This window comes from Streptomyces sp. 13-12-16, assembly GCF_002114215.1.
Lineage (GTDB): Bacteria > Actinomycetota > Actinomycetes > Streptomycetales > Streptomycetaceae > Streptomyces.
Genome location: NZ_NCTE01001261.1, coordinates 1 through 409, shown reverse-complemented (window position 1 = coordinate 409; position 409 = coordinate 1). Strand labels below are relative to the sequence as shown.

Genomic DNA, 409 nt, shown 5'->3' with positions numbered 1-409 from the left:
CCTCCGGCCCTGAAGGGGCCTCGTCCTCGAGCGCCGGACGGGCTGAGCCGGCCCGTCCGGCGCTTGGGAGCGGGGTCCGGGGGGCGGAGCCCCGGGACGGGACGGGAAGGGGCGGCGGGGGCGAAGAGGTGCAGGTGTCCCGGCCCGCGCTCAGCGCCAGGCCGCTTCCGCGGCCCGCAGGGCACCCTCCGTGTCCACGTTCAGCCCCTGTTCGCCCAGTGCCGCCCCCAGCGCCGCCAGACTCGCCCGCACCGCACCCGGCGTCGCCTCGGGGCCGTAGTGGTTGACCCGGATCATCTCCTTGGCGAGCGCGCCCCCGCCCGCGGCCAGCGGAAGCGCCGGGTCGGCGGCCAGCGCGCGGGCCACCAGCTCCGACGCCACCGTGCCGGACGGCGCCCGCAGGGTCGTG

General features: G+C 79.5%; 1 pseudogene. It reads right to left on the bottom strand.

Going from position 1 to position 409, the window contains the following annotated elements:
* Positions 1-150: 150 nt before the first annotated feature.
* Positions 151-409 (bottom strand): annotated as a pseudogene (locus B7767_RS38875) (alanine--glyoxylate aminotransferase family protein); the annotation flags it as partial.